The following is a 17,357-nucleotide window of genomic DNA, read 5'->3' on the forward strand; positions in this document are numbered from 1 at the left end:
AGCATCTGCCTTCTAAGCAGACGGTCAAAGGTTCGAATCCTTTCGCGCTCACAATTAAAAACTAAGTCTTTACAATAATGTAAAGACTTTTTTATTTTGTTGAGATATTTTAGTAAACAGTAGTAAAAAGGATCTAAATGATCTTAATCAAATTTAAATGCTGCTATCCTTCCGGCCACATTTCAAGCACAACTTACTTCTGTAAAAATTCAAAACTTAAAAACTAGTTTTCTGCTACAAAATGACAGAAAAAGTCTGACTTTAAAAGCGGCATTATCTAAATTAAAGCAATACAGGAACTTTTTCATTCATACAGGCAGCTGAAATCATATATAAAAGCCAGTTCCAATTGTTAAAATTGGGGTCTTCACATTCCGGATAAAGCCTTTTTTTATAAAATTATTAAAAAATATCAAAAAAAAATAATTCAACAATCAATCTATAAAATTTAAAATAATAAAATATAAATTATATATTTTTAGAATTAAGAAAAATAAATTTGATTATGTTGTTGAATTTTTAAATATTAACAAAATGATATTTTAATTTTTTTCCACTTTTAATATCATAATTAACAAACAAATTCATACATTTGACTTGTTATCGATAACAATTTATACAACTAATTTAATTTTTAATAACCATGAAAAAAATTTTATTTGCAGCAGTGTTGTTTGCTGCTACCACTTCAGGATTTGCAAAAAGGCCTTCAACTTCAGCCTCTGATATTACCAATGCAAAAGCAAGTAATACAAAAAATGAGAAGACAATAAAATACGAAGTTAAAAGAGATGCCTTTTCAAAGAAAAAGAGTAAGACAACTTCAAAAGCCAAATCAGCACTTCTTGCTGAATGTAGATCAATAGTCGTAACTTGTACGTCTGCATATACATGTCAGGAATGGTCCGAGGATCAATGGAATACCTGGGGATCAAATATTCAAAGTAATTATTGTATGTATGACAGCCCATACACTCCTTAATGGTTCAACAAAAACCGGACAAAGAAAATTTGATTAATTAGATTAATCTAAAAAATCGTTCAAAAAATAATTTTGCTTCTACTTTTGAAAAATTTATAATGTAATTGAATAAGTTTATATTTTCTAATCTAACTTATTGAGATACAATAAAAGTATATGCAAATATTTTTTGAACGTTTTTCTGTAAATGATAAATTATGAACTTTATAAAAAAGCAAACTTTAACAACTATATTTTTATTCATTTTCTTTATTTCATTTTCTCAGACAGCTACAGGTGATTCGTTAAGAGGTGAATTCACTTATTTACTTCAGTACAAGCCTAATACCCTAAATCGAGATTATGTTATAAAAGAATTATATTCATTGCAAATAACCGATAAGCGTTCTTTTTTCAGTAGTGAAAATAAGATAAAATTTGACTCTGCTTTTTCGGCAGAATACAATAAAAAAATAATGTTATTGATTTAAGTGGTATTCCTGCTTCAAGATCTAATTTCTTAATTATCCAAACAAACGAAAATTCGCAATTTTATGAATCAGTAGGAATGACTCTACTATCATATACCAATCCTGTCATTCATAATTGGAAGCTAATTAATGAAACAAAAGTAATTAACTCTATTCACTGTAAAAAGGCAGAAGTAAATTATAAAGGTAGAGACTGGACCGCTTGGTATTCAACCGAAATCCCTTTTCCTTACGGCCCATACAAATTTAGTGGTCTACCAGGCTTAATTGTGAAAATAACAGATAAAACAGGGGATTATGATTATGAATTAGTAAAAGCAGTACCTAGTTCTAAACTAAAGGGTAAAAATATTACAATAAAAAAAGGACGATATGAGGGGGCTAAGTTAGTCACACAAAAAGAATTATCAGAAGCAAGAGCAAATTTCAGAGCAAACGCTAAACGTGAATTAGAAAGTATGGGCACTGTATTTTCACAAGACCAGACCAGACCAAAAATAAGTGAAACAGAAAAAAAAGGACATAATCCTATCGAACTAGAGTAATTAATGGAAGACATCAAAAAATCATTAATTTAATCTAACTTAATCAATGTTTTAAGGGTTCGAATTCTTTCGCGCTCACAAAAAACCTCACAATAAAAATTGTGAGGTTTTTTGTTTTATTTTACGCTATAAAATATTTCGTTATCCACTGATCAAAACGATTTTTATATTTTTGCTGAGCCGCATGAATCAGGATATTTGGTCCTTCGATCGGGTTTAAGTAAAATTTTCTTTTATCCATCTCACATATAATATGGATATGATCTATTATCTGAAAATATACCTATTTCAGAGAGAAACATTCAGTATATTTGTAATAAGACTTATTCTATTTACATGTTGACAGATCAATTTGGAAGGAGCATAAACTACCTCCTGCTTGCTATCGTAGACCGGTGTAATCTCCGATGCACTTACTGTATGCCGGAAAACGGTCTTGCCTGGATCAAGCAAAATGAATTAATGACTGATGAAGAAATGCTCAGAATCTGTTCGGTATTTACTGAAATGGGCGTCGATAAAATCAGGATAACAGGAGGAGAACCTTTCGTCCGCAAAAACAGTATTGAGCTTATCCAGAATATATCACAATTAGCCGGACTTACTGACCTCAGCATCACCACCAATGGTCTTCTTACCGGACAATATATTCCACAACTAAAAGAATACGGGATAAAATCTGTCAATCTAAGTCTTGACACCCTTGATAAAGAACGTTTTTTCAAAATTACAAGAAGAAACAGTTTTGATAAGGTGATGAAAACATTAGACAGTCTCTTACAGCATGATATAAAAGTAAAAATCAACACGGTAGTGATGGAAGGAGAAAATATTGAGGATATCATTCCTTTAGTAACGCTTACAAAAGACCTTCCTGTTGATGTCCGTTTTATTGAGGAAATGCCTTTTAACGGTGGTAATAATCATATTTCCCTGAAATGGAATTTCGCACAAATTTATAATCACATCAAAGATCATTTCCCTGAGATCCAAAAGACGGTTGATCCTAAAAGTTCAACATCAAACAATTATAAAATTCCGGGATTTATAGGAAATGTAGGAATCATTGCAGCTTATACCCGTTCATTTTGTGGAGACTGCAACAGGATAAGAATTACGCCTTCCGGCATCCTCAGAACCTGTTTATATGAGGGAACCGGTATCAACCTGAAAGATGAAATGCGTATGGGAAAAACAGATGAAGATCTGAAAAACATTATCATCAACAGTATACACAAAAAACCGAAAGACGGCTGGGAAGCTCAGAAACAGAGTTTAAACCCTTCACAAATACATCAGTCAATGGCAACAATAGGAGGATAATTATGGAAATGATCAGTGTACAGCAGGCGGAAAACATCATCTTTTCCCAGGTCAGAAATTTCGGGACTGAAGAAATTTTCTATGAAAATGCCTCAGGAAGAGTTTTAGCGGAAGATATTCTGACAGATCGCGATTTGCCGCCTTTTGACAGACCGACGGTGGATGGAATTGCCATCAGTTTTAAATCCTATGAAAAAGGAATTCGTGACTTTACTATCAAAGCTGTACAGGCAGCAGGAGAATCTCCACATTCTATTGATGATGAAAACGAATGCGTTGAAATTATGACCGGAGCAGCATTGCACTCTTCCGTGGATACGGTCATTCGCTATGAAGATATTCTGATCAACAATAATGTTGCAAGCATCAATATTGATATTAAAAAAGGACAGAATATTCATTTGAAAGGAAGGGATAAAAAGGCAGGAGAAATACTGGTAAAAGCCAATCAGGTCATTACACCATCTATTCTCGGAATTGCCGCATCAGTCGGAAAAACATCTTTAAAGGTAAAAAAACTTCCCAGAGTCGCTATTATTTCCACCGGAGACGAAATGGTTCCGTCTGAAAATACTCCTGCTCCATTTCAGCTGAGACGCTCCAACGGAATTACCATAAAATCCGTTTTGGAAAAATATAAAATCGATGCTGACTGGCTGCATTGGAATGATGATTTTGAATTGATAAAAAAAGAACTCTCCCAATGTATCGACCATTATGATATTTTACTGATGAGCGGCGGGGTTTCTATGGGAAAATTCGATTATCTGCCCAAAGCCTGTGAAGAGCTGGGAATAGAAAAGCTCTTTCACAAAATAAAACAAAGGCCGGGAAAACCTTTCTGGTTCGGAAAAAGCCAAAACGAAAAATTGGTTTTTGCATTCCCTGGAAACCCGGTTTCCGTATTCATGTGTCTGCACCGGTATTTTATTCCATGGCTGGAAAGATCTTTGGAAATCCCGGAAAATCCTCAATATGCCGTTTTACAAAATGATATCGATTTTCCTTTTTCATTACAATATTTTGCCCAGGTAAAACTCAGCGTGAATCCATCAGGACAATTGATCGCAGAGTCAGTAAACACCAATGGTTCCGGAGATTTTTCCCATCTTGCTGAAACCGATGCATTCATAGAACTTCCTCTGGAAAAAAGTGCATTTAAGAAAGGCGAAGTCTATAAAATCTGGAAATATAATTTTTAATGTAATCATGACAAATTTTTCACATCTTAATAAAAAAGAACAGCCCGGTATGGTGAATGTAGGCAGTAAAAAGATTACCCACCGGAAAGCCACTGCCAAAGCCATTGTAGTACTTCCTGAACATATTCTGGAAGCACTTCAAAAAGATGATTTTAAAACTAAAAAAGGTTCTGTTTTCCAAACCGCCATCATTGCAGGGATAATGGCTGCAAAAAAAACGGGAGAACTGATCCCTCTCTGCCATCCTATCGGTATGGACAACTGTGAAATAGATATTGAAATCAACGCTCAAAATGAAATTGAAATCTATTGTACTGCCGAGATCGAAGCTAAAACTGGCATCGAAATGGAAGCATTGACAGGGGCATCTGTTGCCGCACTTACCATTTATGATATGTGCAAAGCCATGAGTCATGACATCGTAATCAAAGAAATACAACTCATCGAAAAATCCGGAGGAAAAAATGATTTCAAAAGAGACTGATGTTCCCAAATTAAACGGCTTGGTACTGGCAGGAGGAAAAAGCCAGCGAATGGGGAACCCTAAAGATAAAATCAACTGGCACGGCAAAGAGCAGCGGTATTATGCGGCTGATCTTTTAGCTCCGTTTTGTGACGAGGTTTTTATTTTCTGCAGACAGGATCAGCTGGAAAATTTTGATCCAAATTACAATGCCCTTACTGATACTTTTCTGAATATGGGACCTTTTGGAGGAATCCTTTCGGCATTGCGCTCCCAAAGAGATACGGCATGGTTAGTCGTTGCCTGCGATTTACCTTTATTGGATGAAAAATCGTTAGAGTTTTTAATTGAAAACAGGAATATAGAAAAAGCAGCCACCACTTATGAAAGTCCTTTTGACGGATTACCGGAACCATTAATTACGATTTGGGAGCCTAAAAGCTATCCTTTGCTCCTCAATTTTTTAGGATCAGGAATTACATGTCCAAGGAAAGTTCTGATCAACAGTGATACCTTAATCCTGAAACCAGGTAACCCGGATTCTTTAATGAATGTGAATACTCCCGAAGATAGGGAAAAAGCCCAGGAAATTTTAAGAAAACAGATTTGAAAGACAGAAACAGATGAGTAACCCGCTTGAACGTTATCATTGCCAGATGGCTTTACCAGGATTTGGGACTTCCTCCCAGGAACTTCTTAAAAATGCCAAAGTTCTGATCGTAGGCATGGGAGGGCTTGGTTGTCCCTCGGCACAATATCTTGCCTCTTCCGGTATAGGAACAATTGGTATTGCTGATGATGATACCATCTCTGAAAGCAACCTTCACCGGCAAATTTTATATGCTCTGGAAGATATCGGAAAATCAAAAGTTGATGTTGCTGCTAAAAAGTTACAGCAACAAAATCCATCGGTAAAAATCATTCCGTTCAATTTCCGGGTAACCTCTGCAAATGTAATGGATTTGATTTCTGAATTTGATCTGATTATTGAAGGAACCGATAATTTCGAAACAAAATGTCTGCTGAACGACGCCTGTGTACTGACGGGAAAACCTTTGGTATATGGGGCCATTTACCAATACGAAGGTCAGGTAAGCATCTGGAATGTTTTACAAAAAGATGGTACTTATTCTCCCAATTACCGTGATGTTTTTCCGAATGCGGAAGAATCTCAGGTACCGAACTGCAGAGAAGGAGGCGTACTGCCTACACTGGCGGGAATTGTCGGATGTATGCAGGCTAATGAAGCTATAAAATATTTTACAAATCCCGAAGATTCACTGGCAGGAAAACTCTGGATGATGAATGTACTGAACGGCAAAACCCAGATCATTAAATTAAGAAAAACTTCCGTGCAGATTACAGGTTTACCTCAGACTGTAGAAACTATTACGTTTGAGCAACTGATGCAGAAGAAAGATCATTTTGAAATCATAGATGTCCGTACACCACAGGAACATGAACAATTTAATATCGGAGGAATTAATTTTCCTGTAGAAGAATTACAGAACCATTCAGATTATATTTCGGATTGTGACAGACCTATTTTAGTTTACTGTCTATCCGGGAAACGCAGTGCAGAAGCGGTAAGAAAAATTAAGAACATTTTTCCTGAAAAGAAAGTATTTTCTTTGAAAGACGGCATTCAAAAATTACATTATAAATAAAGCAACTATATAATACTATTTTAGCCTTATTAACGTAAATCTTTTAAAATCCGATTGTTATATTTAAGTAGGGCAAAGTAATCTTTTGAAGCATTAATCAATAATATTCTGAGCCTTTTTCTGAGAAACAGCAATATGTTCTCCCACCATTTCATGAATGGTTTCATCAATCATCACACACATGCTGTTCAGAGCTAAGTCATTTGCATCTGTTCCAAACGGTTCCTCAATTTCATCAGCTATTGCTTCAAATGCTACAAATGTATAGGCTACAAATACCACAATAAGCGGGGTAAACCATCCGAGCGAATCTACCAGTCCGAAAGGTAACAGAAAGCAATAAATGTATACCGTCCGGTGCAGTAAAACCCTGTAACTGTAAGGGATGGGAGTTGAAATGATTCTTTCACAGCCTCCAAGAATATCAGACAGTTTATCAAAATTTTCATCAAAGCGGGCCTGCTGGATAGAATCCAGGGAACCTTCATCTTTTAAATTCTGTACCCATTCAGCAAGCAGGCGCATCATTACAGCCGGTTTATACTTGGACGCAGCGACAATTTTCAGCTGATCTTCATTAAGTCTGGATTTTAAATCTTCATAGGCATCTGTTCCTCTAAGCTGATGTTTCAACGCAAAAACAAAGGCACCAAGCAGCTGTACAAAATTGTGAACTGAAACCTGATCATCTTTTATATTTTTCAGCGTGATGGCCTGGCGGGTCAGTGCTCTGGAAGTATTCAGCAGAGCGCCCCATAGTTTTCGTCCTTCCCAGAATCTGTCATAGCTGGCATTGTTTCTGAACCCAAGGAATAAAGCCAGTACAAAACCGAACAGGGTAAGCGGTGCCGGATTTAACGGAACTTTAAAAGAGAGAATGATTCCATGAAAATAGGTCACCAGTAAAGAAAGAATTAAAAGCAATCCCAAACGGGGAAGCAAAGCGGGCAAAACAGAGCCATGCCACACAAAAAGCATTCTGAACCAGTGTTCCTTTTTTCTTATGATCATTACTGAATAATAATTTGTTTAAGTATTAAATATTTTATGGTTGTTCTACACTTGTTCCGGCTGCTACAATGACATGATCATCAATCTTTTTAAAAATTTCAGGACTATGCTTTCGGATTTTGATACGGACATATTTGGACGCCGGCATATTGGCACCGTTTACCACGTTATTGATGGATACCAGCACGTTGGTTTCCGGGAAATAAGTCATGGTACTTTTCTGAGGAATAGGATATTTTACGACAATGAAAAGCGGGGCTATCCTTTCGATTCCATCATCATAGTTGAAAAGATCTACATGATCACCTTCTTTGAGACCTGCCTTTTCAATATCTTTTTCGTTCATCATAACTACTCTTCTCTCGTTAAAAATTCCACGGTAGCGGTCATTCAAACCATAAACAACCGTATTGAACTGGTCATGTGTTCTGGTAGTTCCCATCAAGTATTCGTCCTCTGCAAGCGAATTATCCGGTACAGCAGTTATATTGAAAGCGGCTTTTCTGGGATTAAATTCACTGTTGAAGATGCCATCTCTTGGTCCGTTCGGAAGGTAGAAGCCTCCTTTCTGCACTACCCTTTCGTTATAATTTTCAAATCCTGGAATGCATTGTTCGATATCATTTCGGACAGCATCATAACTGTTGATAAATTTGTCCCAATCCACTACGGAACGTTCTCCTAAAACCGCTTTTGCCATTCTGCAGGCCACATGGGTTTCATTGATCAGATGTTTTGAAATAGGATCAAGAACTCCTCTTGACCATTCCACAACTCCCATTGAATTTTCCGTACTTACGTGTTGAAGTTCACCGTTTACTATATCTTTTTCACTTCTGGAGATTACCGGTAAGATCAAAGCTTCTTTTCCATGAATAAGGTGACCTCTGTTTAATTTTACAGAAACAATTACTGACATTTCTAATTTTCGCATCGCTTCTGCTGTAAAGGTCGTATCCGGCGCTGCTGAAAGGAAATTACCTCCCATACAGAACATGAATTTAACTTTGCCTTCATGCATTGCTTTAAGCGCATTGACAACATCATATCCTCCTTTTCTGGGTACTTTAAAGCCGTAATATTCCTCCAGTCTGTCCAATTGCTCAGTTGTTGGATGATGATTGATAAGTAACGTTCTGTTCCCCTGCACATTACTGTGCCCACGAACAGGACAAGCTCCCCCACCCGGGATTCCTATGCTTCCTTTCATCAGCAGGAGATTCACAATATTGTAAATCATTTCCACCCCATTGTGCTGCTGCGTGATTCCCATTCCCCAACAAATGATGATCCTTTTTCTGGAGGCAATCATTTGTGCAGCTTCTCTTAGATTCTCAACCGGAATGCCACATTCTTCTGATAAGAAATTCAGATCATATCGTTTTAATTCTTCAACCAGTTCATTGAAGCCGGCAGTTTTATTCGTAATAAAATCATGATCAAGAACTTTTCCAGGATTTTTGGCTTCTTCTTCCAGCACGAGAATTTGCAGTGCTTTTAAAAGCGCCATATCTCCATTAATTTTTACAGGGAGATACAGATCTGACAATTCATAAGGTTTATTAAGCAAGGCACGGACTTCCTGAGGATTCCTGAAACCTTTTAATCCAGCTTCCGGCAGCGGATTGATCGCCATAATTTTAGCTCCGTTTTTCTTTCCTTTTGTTAATGCAGAAAGCATTCTCGGAGAATTGGTTCCGGGGTTCTGTCCTATGATGATGATGAGGTCTGTATCGTAAAAGTCTTCCAGTTTTACGGTTCCTTTTCCGATTCCGATGCTTCTGGAAAGTGCATAACCGGAAGTTTCGTGGCACATATTGGAACAGTCCGGAAAATTATTGGTCCCGAACTCACGGGCAAATAACTGGTATACCCAGGTTGCCTCATTACTTGTTCTTCCTGATGTATAAAATATAGCTTCATCCGGCGAATCCAGGCCGTTTAATTTTTCCGCAATTTTTTTAAAGGCATCATCCCAGCTTATCGGCTGATAATGTGTTCCTCCCTTCGGCAAATACATGGGTTCTGCAATTCTTCCCAACTGGCTGATTTCAAAATCTGTCAGCTTTGCCAAATCATACACTGAATTTTCTCTGAAAAACTCTGCTCCGATTTTTTTTGAGGTAGCTTCTTCTGCCAGGGCCTTTGCACCGTTTTCGCAATATTCACCCAGTCTGGAACGTTCATCATCCGGATCCGGCCATGCGCAGCTGGGACAATCGAAACCGTCAAACTGATTCATACTGAAAAGAGCTCTTCCTCCACGAAGTACAGAGGCATTAAGCACCAACTGATCCAATGAATGAATCACCGCAGGAACACCTGCAGCCCAGGCTTTCGGTGGTTTCAGCTTCAGATCCAGCAGTTTATAAGGCGGTTCAGCAGAAGGCAATCTGCTGTCTTCTTCTTTTTTGAATACATCTTTGTTTTCCATGATTTCTACCTTTAAAAAATGAAAAAATTAGCATTTCAGGTTCGGGTTGGGATAATTGTCGCTTTGATCTTCCAATGTATTATCAATGCATACAAAGTCTTTTTCTATTAAGAGTTTGATTTTTCCGGTCTGCCCTTCAAAACCTACCCTGTCTGTGGTAATCCACTCCTTTATCATTGCTGCAGGCATCTTCAGAACCATTCTGTTCTCGATGAAAGCTGCTGAAAGCTCTGCCTCTTCTGTTCTTCAATAGCATATATAAACGGACGGTCAACAAATTCTGTAAAGCTTGAAATGATGCCGTCTTCCCCCAATTTTGCCACTTCGGATTGGGTAAGACGAAATCTGACTGTGTTATCTTTAATTCTTATTTTCATAATAGATTTTCAATGTTAAAATGGCTGCCGGAATGGTAAATATTAAACCGGTTATCCCGGAGAAAGCCTAATAAAGTAATATCAAATTCTTTGGCAAGATCCACCGCGAGACTTGATGGAGCCCCTATTGCCACAACAATGGATATTCCTGCCATTGCAGCTTTCTGAATAAGCTCGAAGCTGGCTCTTCCGCTCAGAAGCAAAATTTTATTGTTCAAAGGAAGCAAACCGGCAGATAGTGCATATCCTATGAGTTTGTCCAAAGCATTATGTCTTCCCACATCTTCACGCAGTGCCAGAAGGTTTCCTTCCAGATCAAAGATACCGGAAGCATGTATACCACCTGTAGCACTGAAATTATTCTGGAAAGACTGCAGTTTTTCCGACAGCTGATACAGCGTTTCCAGAGAGACTTCTGTATTTTCTTTTGTATGGTTATGGAAAGCGCTTACTGTTCTTATAGATTCTATGGAACCTTTTCCGCATACACCGCAGCTGGAAGTGGTATAAAAATTCCGGTCTGCCTTCATAAGTTCAGGAACAAAGCCTTCTGTAAGCTCAACAATGACAACATTTTCGCTATTCCTGGAACATTCTGCCTGTGGAGAATATATGCTTTTAATCTGTTCACGGCCGGAAATAATTCCTTCTGTGAATAAAAATCCTGCAGCAAGCTCTGCATCATTTCCGGGAGTCCGCATGGTTACAGAAATATTTTTAGACTCTTTTTTACCTTCGGCACTGTAAGAAATCCTGATCTCCAGAGGTTCTTCTACAGAGATATCATCTGTATAAGGGAAACTGCTGCTTTCCCTGACTTTGATGATTTCTATCTGCTTTACAGATTTATTTGACAACAGATTTGCTTTCATAATGTAATGACTGGCCTAGTAAAGGTACAAAATTTTATTCCTAAAATTATGGGTGTGCTGAAACCACTCTTCCCCATCTTCAAAAATTTCTTTTTTCCAGATGGGAACGGTCTTTTTTATATTTTCAATCATAAAGCTGCATGCATCGAAAACCGCATTTCTATGCCCGTCACTCACTACAATGATCACGGCAGCATCACCCGGAAACAAAACTCCCGTGCGGTGATGAACGACAATATTCTTCACTGAAAACAAGGAAATGGCTTTATCTGCTATTTTCTGTATTTCCTTCACGGCCATAGACTCATAGCATTCATATTCCAAACGGGTAACAGATTTACCTTTGGTATGATTTCGTACTGTTCCTACAAATGACGCCATTCCTCCGCATGAAGGATCGGAAGCAAGGGCAAAGCAATCTGTAAGATCAAGTATTTGTTCTGTTATTTTTATATCAACCATATCTTTTATCCACCGCTTACCGGAGGAATTATTGCTATTTCGTTAGACACTGTTATGATCTGATCATCCTCTGCATATTCATCGTCAACAGCAATAAAATAAGATTTTAATCTTTTCAGTTCCGGAAAGTCTTTTTCCAGAAGTTCCTTGAGTGCTTTGACGCTTGCTTCTTCATGTATTTCTATTTCTTTTTCTGAAGTTCCGAAAATATCTTTCGTTATTCCGAATGCCAGTATTTTAAGTATCATTTTTAAATGTAGCTTATTACCAATATTTTATTAAAACGTTTATTCCGGCTACCAGAACCAGAACAGCCGTCATTCTTTTGATGACTAAAGGATTCCATTTCAGGGACATCCTGGAACCGATCTGCCCGCCAATGAACACGGCAAAACATAAACTCAGGATTCTGAAATAATCCATATCTGCAGACAATTTGGATAACTGACCAAAGATTCCTGATATTGAATTGACCAATATGAAAACACTTGACGCCGCTGCAATTTTCCGTGGGGTATCCCATTTCATGAGGTTTAACAATGGAGAAAGAAAAATTCCGCCGCCAATGCCTACCAATCCTGATAAAAACCCGATTCCTCCTCCTAAAAAGCTGTTTTTTAAAAGAGATGCTTCGCTGTATTCCTGAAGATTTTCTCCATTTTTTGCTTCTGTCTTTATCCACAGCAACAGTGCAGCAATGATTAAGGTGACACCCAATATCAGGAAAAAAGTTTCCTGGCTTATTTTCAAAACAGCTCCCAGATATGCCATGAGAACACTTACAAGGGTAAGCGGCAGTATTTTCTTCCAATCAATCTGCTTATTTCTGATGTAAATAAATACTCCTCCTATTACTACAATAACATTACAGATAAGTGCCGTTAACCGTATTTCCTGATAAGGCAGACTGTACATTGCCAGAACAGCAAGGTAACTGGATCCTCCACCAAAACCCACAGAAGAATAAATGAAAGCGATGATTAAAAAAAAGAAAAGGATTTCCCAATGCCCCATATATTTTGCAGAATTAATTTTCTTACAATAATACTCATTTTTAGGGCGTCATTTAGGGTTATCACTTAAAAGTTTCTGTTATAATTTGTGAGAAAGATGTTGCAGATTGTTTTTTAAGGATGGAAGATGGGAGCCTAAGAATGGAAGTTACTATTTGGCCTATCAATAAAGAGTTATTAACCAATATCTATTTCTATTTTCAAGCTTCTTTGGGCAAAGTTTTATGCTGCTTCTTTTGTTTTTGTTGCGCTCTTAGCAGCTTCGATTTTCTTAGTATTCCTAAGTTCCCGTTTCATTTTACGGTAGTCCCAGGGAGCAATGGCATTAGTATCCTGCCAAAGTCCTATTTTTTTCTGCTGTGCAGTTTCCTGCAGTTTTCCCAAAGAGGCATCTTTGGAATAGGAAAAATACCACCATCCCATTCCGGCTTTGATAAGCTCTCTGGAAAGGTATTTTCCATCATCATAATACACTTTCGCAATGGATCTTCCATAACGGTCCGTAGTGGTTTCAACAAAGCTTACGGTTTTCCCAAAAACCTGAGCAGAAGTAAACTGTTTTGCATTTTTACCAAACGCCTGCCCATTTTCTGGACAATCGACTTCAGCCAACCTCAGCTTTTTTTGCTGATTGCCTTTTAACAGTAAAGTAATGGTATCTCCGTCTGAAATTTTGATCACTTTTCCGGTCGTCTGTGAGAATAGGAATACAGGGAAAAGCAGGTACAGCAGCATTAATCGTTTCATAAGGCAAATATAGGGATTAGTGGAGCTTTTTAAATAAAAAACCTCGCGTTTTGCGAGGTTTTCATAATATTAAAAATTGAGTTATTTGATTCCTACCTCAAAGTCTGGAGACTTTGCGAAGCGGAGGTAAAGAGCCGGAAATTAGGAAGTTGACACTAACATAAAATCTTCTATTTCCCAATAATTATCATGCAATCTTAGTTTAAATATAGCATTTCTACCGTAATAATCTTTTTTTATACGATGGTCAACAAAAACTAATGCTGTTCTTTTAGAAGGATCAAATACAATCTCTGAAAAATAGACAACACCTATCTCACATTCATTTGTATGTTTATCATACTCTGCCAGATCCAGGACTTTTGCGGTACACAAATTAAATTGATTTGCTTTTATAGAACTTCGTGTACTTAATTTTTTAATAATATCTGTATTACTGGAAAATTCTTTTAAAAGCTCCTTCCTACTTTTTATGTCATTTATATGAGCTTCGGGATGACCTGTAATAAAGTTTTTACTACTTGTAGCAAAATATGTATTTTTACTTTTAGTAGAATCTATATACAAATTGCAAAATTTTTCAGGATGATTAAAAATTTCGTTGTGCGCTTTTGTCTTCTCTTCGATATATAAATCCTCATTATGAACTCTTAAACTATCAAAATATCTTTTTTCACCTAAATAATCTTCTCTAAAAAAATAAGGTATCAACTGATCTGTTAAATCATTATATAGTTTTACATTAGTATCGGTTGATTGACTTACACATTTTTTCATTTCCTCCTTACAATTCGTAATTAATAAAGAGAATAATAAAATTATAACTATTTTAGTTTTAAAATTCATATTATTTAGGGATTTTGGGTTAATAACATGGTCTTACTCGCAAATTATCTTTTGGTTTTTTATAATTATCTAAAACAGATGGCATTTTTGTGATTTTAAGTCCCTGATTTCACGTTGTTGCCTAAAATCTTTTGCAGCATTATTCCTCCTAATTCCATCAAACTTTTCAGTAATTATGTCACGATCAGAAGCAGATAATTGAGTATCTGTTCCAAAATAAACAGCTTCCCAATTATCTCCTGCATCTGGCCTACCACTTTTTGATTTAAGACTCATCTTAAAAATTCCGTCTTTTTCCTGGGATTTACCGTCCATTTTATAGTCTGCCCAATGGCCACCTTCATGAATTATAATTTCTGCTAAATTATCAATATACTTTCTATCTCCTTTATTTTTTGAAACCGTGTTTACTACGCCAGAATCTATTTTAATAACATTGGGATCTTCATCTGAGAAAAGCATGTACAGCAGCATTAATCGTTTCATGGGGCAAATATAGATTAGTCGTTATTACAAATTAAAGCTATTAATTGTCTAAACCAAATTTATCTTCATAATCAAATTTTTCAATTTTATCAGAGTTTTTAATAACTATCTCTAAAGAGCCTTTTGGTTTTATTATTGAGTCTCCAGCAGAAGCCTTATCCCACCAATCTCTATACACCACTATACTATCTTTATTGCTATACATCAAGAATGGTATATTGTGATCATCATAATTAATATACTTTTTGCTAACTATTGATTTTATATCCTTATCTCTAATTTCATCTAAAAAACGGTCTTTGTTTTTTGACGAAAATATAATTTTGTATAAAAATATGCCGGCAATTATAATCAACATGATTATTAAATTCCTATTTCTTTCGTATGAAAAATACCTATCCATAGTCTCTTGAGTTTAGAACTACAATTTTACCAATTAAATGGCATGGCTACATAAGTGTTTTCAAAGATATTTAACGGTAATTTTTTTCCATTTTTAGTATGCGTTCATCATTTTTTGTGATGCAGACTTTCAGCAATTCTCCGCGATGATGATAGCCATTTAAGATTAATGCGCGAATACCATCCTTATCTAAAATATTGAGAAATGCTCTAAATTTATCCACACTATCAGTTAATTCCAAAAAACCTAAATCCATATCAGTAAAGGAGATATTTTCATCTGTCAAAATTTGGGTAAAACGTTGTCCGGCAGCATACGCTGTGAGATCGTTAAATTTTTTATCAGCCGTTACAAAATCAGTTTCCAGGCAATCCAGATATACTTTTTTCTCAGCTGATGAATAATTCTGGTGATGCAGCTTAGCCTCTGGTAATATTTCGATATTATTTCTCCTAAAAGCTCTTTTCCATTCATCTATCTTTAATAAAATGTCTGCATCAGCATATTCCCACAGAAAAGAATATACCTTCTGACCAGGAAAAAAACTATTTATTTGAATTCCTTCCTCTGGATCATAAAACATCCAAAAACTGTTATATTTAAGCTCTTTGCAGTTGAAAAATCTTGACAAATAATAACTGTTCAAATCTAAATAGAATGTCATAAAAAATTACTGTGTGTTTTCTTGATAAGTAAGAACTTTCTGAAACAGTTATATTTCCCAATAACCAATACTTATTGGCCATGAAGAATAACTTTTCATAAAATAATCATATTCAAAAGAGCGAAAATAAAAATCTATAATCTTAATCTCAATTTTGTCAATCATAATTGTAAGATTCATAAAAAAGGTAATAAATTCTTTCAAAAAATCATTGATATTAATTTTCCCATTCTCATCAGTGTATAAACTACCATTTATTTGATATGCAGAATACCCACCTCCCCAATATACCGAATGCCCCTCAATAAAAGTAATAAAACAATCCACTGTAGCCTCTGGCAGATTATCATGAACCAGAATTTTAAACTCTAAAATATCTTTAATTTTCATTTTATTAATTATCCCATATATAAAGTTGAAATATCAAAAGGAAACTTTATATGTATAATATCTAAATTCTTTGCTTTATCTAAAACAACATCAGTTCCTACTAGCAATGATTTTATCTTCAATAAGAAAATATGGTCATTTTTATTATTTTTCTCAAAAATAAGATTGATCATGTCCCAATCCCCAGCAGTAAAATTCTTCTTCTCTGTTATATTTTCAATTTGTTTAAAAGTTGCTGCATCTATTTTTACACAATAATATGTTTTATCTTCAATAATAGAATGTTTTTGAATACAATTTAACAGATAAAATTCACCATTTTCAAATGAAATAATTGAAGTTATAATATCGTCGTACCAATCGAGTATAAGTAATTGACTAATGATCATTTTACTCCTTGAATATTCTTTTTTCAATACATTCATTTCATCCATAAGTTTTGATTTATACAAATCGATATCAACACCTTGAATGGAAGGAAAGCCATGAGATTTGGCATCAAAATAACAGGCTGTTCTTTCCAGAAACTGATCTTCATATTGTTTCAGATATTGATCAACTTGACTTATTGCTTCATCATCAAGATAGTCTTCGGGAGATTTAACGTAAAAACCCAAATTGATGGAATCATTTTGAAACGCTTTTTCCAACGCAGGAATATAAATTGTATAGAAATCTTCTTTTTCCATTTTTTATAATTTTAGAGAAAACCACCATGAACAAACCGTTTAAATTTGTAAAAATGAAAATAGGAGTAAAAAAAACGAAATTTTTTTCATCATTTTTAAAATAAGTTAAGTCAATGGTTATTAACCCGGTAAAGGTAAGAAAAAAGTCTTCATGAAAAATTAATTAAAAATTATTCCCAATTTTATTTTTTTATTTCAAAAAGTATTGTACCTTTGCAACCGCAAAAACGAAGTAAAACTCGTTACTGATGACACCCTCGGGGCGTAGCGTAGTCCGGTCATCGCGCCTGGTTTGGGACCAGGAGGTCGCA

20 protein-coding genes and 1 pseudogene are annotated in these 17,357 nt (G+C 35.7%); 7 read left to right on the forward strand and 14 right to left on the reverse strand.

The window, feature by feature from the left end; translation table 11 throughout:
- Window positions 1-643: 643 nt before the first annotated feature.
- The 7 genes from ACE3RB_RS18050 to ACE3RB_RS18080 all read left to right on the forward strand — a co-directional run bounded on the left by ACE3RB_RS18050 (window position 644) and on the right by ACE3RB_RS18080 (window position 6,652).
- Window positions 644-982, forward strand: a complete 339-nt coding sequence (locus ACE3RB_RS18050; RefSeq protein WP_374465487.1) for a hypothetical protein — start codon at window positions 644-646, stop codon at window positions 980-982.
- A 547-nt stretch (window positions 983-1,529) separates the two neighbouring features.
- Window positions 1,530-1,997: a GLPGLI family protein gene (locus ACE3RB_RS18055; protein ID WP_374465488.1), complete on the forward strand. Its 468-nt coding sequence runs from the start codon at window positions 1,530-1,532 to the stop codon at window positions 1,995-1,997.
- 336 nt (window positions 1,998-2,333) lie between these two features.
- Window positions 2,334-3,320: a GTP 3',8-cyclase MoaA gene (moaA, locus tag ACE3RB_RS18060; RefSeq protein WP_374465489.1), complete on the forward strand. Its 987-nt coding sequence runs from the start codon at window positions 2,334-2,336 to the stop codon at window positions 3,318-3,320.
- Window positions 3,321-3,322: 2 nt separating this feature from the next.
- Entirely contained in the window at window positions 3,323-4,522 is a 1,200-nt protein-coding gene (locus tag ACE3RB_RS18065; protein WP_374465490.1) for a molybdopterin molybdotransferase MoeA, read from the forward strand.
- Window positions 4,523-4,529: 7 nt separating this feature from the next.
- Window positions 4,530-5,006: a cyclic pyranopterin monophosphate synthase MoaC gene (gene moaC / locus ACE3RB_RS18070; protein WP_374465491.1), complete on the forward strand. Its 477-nt coding sequence runs from the start codon at window positions 4,530-4,532 to the stop codon at window positions 5,004-5,006.
- Window positions 4,987-5,595: an NTP transferase domain-containing protein gene (locus ACE3RB_RS18075; RefSeq protein ID WP_374465492.1), complete on the forward strand. Its 609-nt coding sequence runs from the start codon at window positions 4,987-4,989 to the stop codon at window positions 5,593-5,595. The genes moaC and ACE3RB_RS18075 overlap by 20 nt, the downstream gene beginning before the upstream one ends.
- A 13-nt stretch (window positions 5,596-5,608) precedes the next feature.
- Window positions 5,609-6,652: a ThiF family adenylyltransferase gene (locus ACE3RB_RS18080; RefSeq protein WP_374465493.1), complete on the forward strand. Its 1,044-nt coding sequence runs from the start codon at window positions 5,609-5,611 to the stop codon at window positions 6,650-6,652.
- 93 nt (window positions 6,653-6,745) lie between these two features.
- Here the strand turns inward: ACE3RB_RS18080 and ACE3RB_RS18085 are convergent, their stop codons facing one another.
- The 14 genes and pseudogenes from ACE3RB_RS18085 to ACE3RB_RS18150 all read right to left on the reverse strand — a co-directional run bounded on the left by ACE3RB_RS18085 (window position 6,746) and on the right by ACE3RB_RS18150 (window position 17,046).
- Window positions 6,746-7,663 (reverse strand): bestrophin family protein, encoded by a 918-nt coding sequence (locus tag ACE3RB_RS18085; RefSeq protein ID WP_374465494.1) that lies wholly within the window; start codon window positions 7,661-7,663, stop codon window positions 6,746-6,748.
- A 34-nt stretch (window positions 7,664-7,697) separates the two neighbouring features.
- On the reverse strand, window positions 7,698-10,097 hold the full coding sequence (locus ACE3RB_RS18090; RefSeq protein ID WP_374465495.1) for an FdhF/YdeP family oxidoreductase: 2,400 nt from the start codon (window positions 10,095-10,097) through the stop codon (window positions 7,698-7,700).
- 27 nt (window positions 10,098-10,124) lie between these two features.
- Window positions 10,125-10,474 (reverse strand): annotated as a pseudogene (locus tag ACE3RB_RS18095) (hypothetical protein).
- Window positions 10,471-11,346, reverse strand: coding sequence for a formate dehydrogenase accessory sulfurtransferase FdhD (gene fdhD, locus ACE3RB_RS18100; RefSeq protein WP_374465496.1), 876 nt, complete (start codon window positions 11,344-11,346; stop codon window positions 10,471-10,473). The pseudogene ACE3RB_RS18095 and the gene fdhD overlap by 4 nt, the downstream one beginning before the upstream one ends.
- A gap of 15 nt (window positions 11,347-11,361) precedes the next feature.
- Complete coding sequence (locus ACE3RB_RS18105) at window positions 11,362-11,808, reverse strand: molybdenum cofactor biosynthesis protein MoaE (protein WP_374465497.1); 447 nt, start codon at window positions 11,806-11,808, stop codon at window positions 11,362-11,364.
- 5 nt (window positions 11,809-11,813) lie between these two features.
- The gene (locus ACE3RB_RS18110; RefSeq protein ID WP_332386034.1) at window positions 11,814-12,056 is read right to left on the reverse strand and encodes a MoaD/ThiS family protein; all 243 of its coding nucleotides are present in this window, start codon (window positions 12,054-12,056) and stop codon (window positions 11,814-11,816) included.
- A 16-nt stretch (window positions 12,057-12,072) separates the two neighbouring features.
- Window positions 12,073-12,822 (reverse strand): sulfite exporter TauE/SafE family protein, encoded by a 750-nt coding sequence (locus tag ACE3RB_RS18115; RefSeq protein ID WP_374465498.1) that lies wholly within the window; start codon window positions 12,820-12,822, stop codon window positions 12,073-12,075.
- 221 nt (window positions 12,823-13,043) lie between these two features.
- The gene (locus tag ACE3RB_RS18120; protein ID WP_374465499.1) at window positions 13,044-13,568 is read right to left on the reverse strand and encodes a thermonuclease family protein; all 525 of its coding nucleotides are present in this window, start codon (window positions 13,566-13,568) and stop codon (window positions 13,044-13,046) included.
- Window positions 13,569-13,709: 141 nt separating this feature from the next.
- Window positions 13,710-14,414: a hypothetical protein gene (locus ACE3RB_RS18125; protein ID WP_374465500.1), complete on the reverse strand. Its 705-nt coding sequence runs from the start codon at window positions 14,412-14,414 to the stop codon at window positions 13,710-13,712.
- A 69-nt stretch (window positions 14,415-14,483) separates the two neighbouring features.
- Window positions 14,484-14,900: a hypothetical protein gene (locus tag ACE3RB_RS18130; RefSeq protein ID WP_374465501.1), complete on the reverse strand. Its 417-nt coding sequence runs from the start codon at window positions 14,898-14,900 to the stop codon at window positions 14,484-14,486.
- Window positions 14,901-14,940: 40 nt separating this feature from the next.
- The gene (locus tag ACE3RB_RS18135) at window positions 14,941-15,303 is read right to left on the reverse strand and encodes a hypothetical protein (protein ID WP_374465502.1); all 363 of its coding nucleotides are present in this window, start codon (window positions 15,301-15,303) and stop codon (window positions 14,941-14,943) included.
- A 70-nt stretch (window positions 15,304-15,373) separates the two neighbouring features.
- Complete coding sequence (locus tag ACE3RB_RS18140) at window positions 15,374-15,967, reverse strand: hypothetical protein (RefSeq protein WP_374465503.1); 594 nt, start codon at window positions 15,965-15,967, stop codon at window positions 15,374-15,376.
- Window positions 15,968-16,015: 48 nt separating this feature from the next.
- Window positions 16,016-16,357, reverse strand: a complete 342-nt coding sequence (locus ACE3RB_RS18145; protein WP_374465504.1) for a hypothetical protein — start codon at window positions 16,355-16,357, stop codon at window positions 16,016-16,018.
- 8 nt (window positions 16,358-16,365) lie between these two features.
- On the reverse strand, window positions 16,366-17,046 hold the full coding sequence (locus ACE3RB_RS18150) for a hypothetical protein (RefSeq protein WP_374465505.1): 681 nt from the start codon (window positions 17,044-17,046) through the stop codon (window positions 16,366-16,368).
- Window positions 17,047-17,357: the final 311 nt, after the last annotated feature.

The organism is Chryseobacterium sp. (assembly GCF_041914225.1).
Classification (GTDB): Bacteria; Bacteroidota; Bacteroidia; order Flavobacteriales; family Weeksellaceae; genus Chryseobacterium.